The sequence below is a fragment of the Streptomyces sp. NPDC054840 genome, assembly GCF_053611065.1.
On record NZ_JBSGZP010001000.1, the window covers coordinates 1 to 1,939 of the forward strand.

1 protein-coding gene is annotated in these 1,939 nt (G+C 75.3%); it reads right to left on the bottom strand.

The genetic code is table 11. The features are described 5' to 3' along the window. Nucleotides 1-186 precede the first annotated feature (186 nt). Nucleotides 187-1,818, bottom strand: coding sequence for a GT4 family glycosyltransferase PelF (gene pelF, locus ACWGIU_RS36850; protein ID WP_453712430.1), 1,632 nt, complete (start codon nt 1,816-1,818; stop codon nt 187-189). Nucleotides 1,819-1,939: the final 121 nt, after the last annotated feature.

A 1,939-nucleotide genomic window follows, 5' to 3' on the forward strand; every position in this document is an offset into this window, starting at 1 on the left:
GGTCCGGGGGCAGCGCCCCCGGTAACGGCGCCGCGCCGGACCGTGCACCGGAGGGCGGCATCACCTCTGCGGCGCCGCTGCCGGGGCTCCGCCGCGGACCCCGCGCCTCGAACGCCGGCGGGGCTGAATGCGGCGGGGTCGCTGCGAGTGCCGCCGGCGGGACGGTGACGCGGGGGTCGACGGTGGTCATACGGCGGCCTCCGAGGACGGCTCCGGGGACGGCTCCGGTGCGGGAGCCCACGTCGGGCTGGTCCAGTGGCCGGGCACGCGGGCCTCCGGGGGCCGGGTGAAGGGGACCTCGTCGTCCGGCCGGGCGGAGCCCTTGGCCAGCAGCCGCAGGTAGATCTCCTGGAAGGCGGCCACATTCTGCTCGACGGTGAAGAGCTCCAGGGCCCGCGCCCGGGCGGCGGCGCCGAGCCGCTGCGCCCGCTCGGGGTCCTGGAGCAGGGACAGGCAGGCCTCGGCGAGCGCCCGGGGGTTGCGCGGCGGGACGACGAGCCCGGTGCCCCCGATGACCTCGCAGACCGCGCCCACGTCGGTGGAGACGGTGGCGCGCCCGCAGAGCATGGCTTCGGCGAGGGTGACCGGGAAGCCCTCGATCACGGAGGACAGGACGACGACGCGCCCGGCGCCGTACGCCTCGGCCGTGGTGGGGGCGTCGGGTCCGCCGATCTCCTCGAAGGTGACCGGGTTCTCCCCGGCCGTGCGCGAGTCGGCGGCCTCGTCGGGGAAGAGCTGGGCGGCCAGGGAGCGGCAGTCGGTGAGGTAGCCGGAGGCCACGGCCGTGGCGAAGATGCGCAGCCGGGTGCCGGGCGCGGCCCGGCGGATCACGGTGAAGGCGTGCAGCAGGGCGATGAGGTCCTTGGCGGGCTCTATCCGGCCGACCCACACCAGGGTGTCGGGGTCCCCCCGGTCCGCGGCCTCGCCGACGGTGGCGAATCGGTCCGCCTCCATCCCGGGATAGACGGTCCGCAGCCGGTCCCGGGTGGCCCCGCACCGCTCCTGCCAGCGCCGGGCGTGCGCGTTCCCGGGGGTCAGGAAGTCGGCCCGGGCGTAGATCTCGGTGGCCAGCCGCAGGTGGAAGGCCGCGAGCAGGGCCCGTACGGCGGGGCGGGTCTCCGGCTCGCCGCGGGTGTCGAGCTGGGCCAGGTAGTGGGCCCGGAGCTGGACGCCGTACTCGGTCACCAGCAGCGGGACCCCGAAGAAGCGTTTGGCCAGGAGTCCGGGGACCGCCGCCACGCCTCCCGCGGCCGCGTGGCAGATGTCGGCCTCGCCGAGGCCGCCCCCGGCCCGGGCGTTCTCCCCGTACCAGTCGAGGGACAACGGCCTCAGCATGACCTCCAGTTCGTCCACGAACTCCAGCAGGTCGACCACCTGCGCGGTCTGCACGGTGCGTGTGGCGCCCGGCGCCCGGCAGGCGGACTCCAGAGCGCGCACCACGGACTCGGAGCGCAGGGCCGCGTACATCCCGCCCTGTTCGCGGGCGAGTCCGGCGAGCCCGTACAGGCCGGCCGCGAAGGGCTGCGCCTCACCGGTGCAGACCCCTTGGACCAGCTCCTCGAAGCAGTCCACGAACCGTCGGCGCTCCCGGCGGGAATAGGTCCGCCCGTCGTCGGCGGGGGCCCACAGGGGGGCCGTCCGGACCCGGGTGACGTTCTCGGGCAGTGACACCCGGGTGCGTTCCTGCTCGGCGCTGCGGCTCAGTGCGTAGACCTCGAACTCGTGCTGCGGGAGCCCGCGCACGAGCCGGTCGCACCACAGCCTCGCCTCTCCCGTCGCATACGGATAACCACCTTCCGTGAGCAGTCCGATCCGCACGAGTGGCACCCCCGATCTCCCGTTCAGGCGGTCGCCGTTCGGTCAGGCGACCCGCCGCGGGAGAACTCAAGCGGATATGCCGAAGGCGCGGCGGGCGGGTGTGCGTCGCGCCCCCCGCACG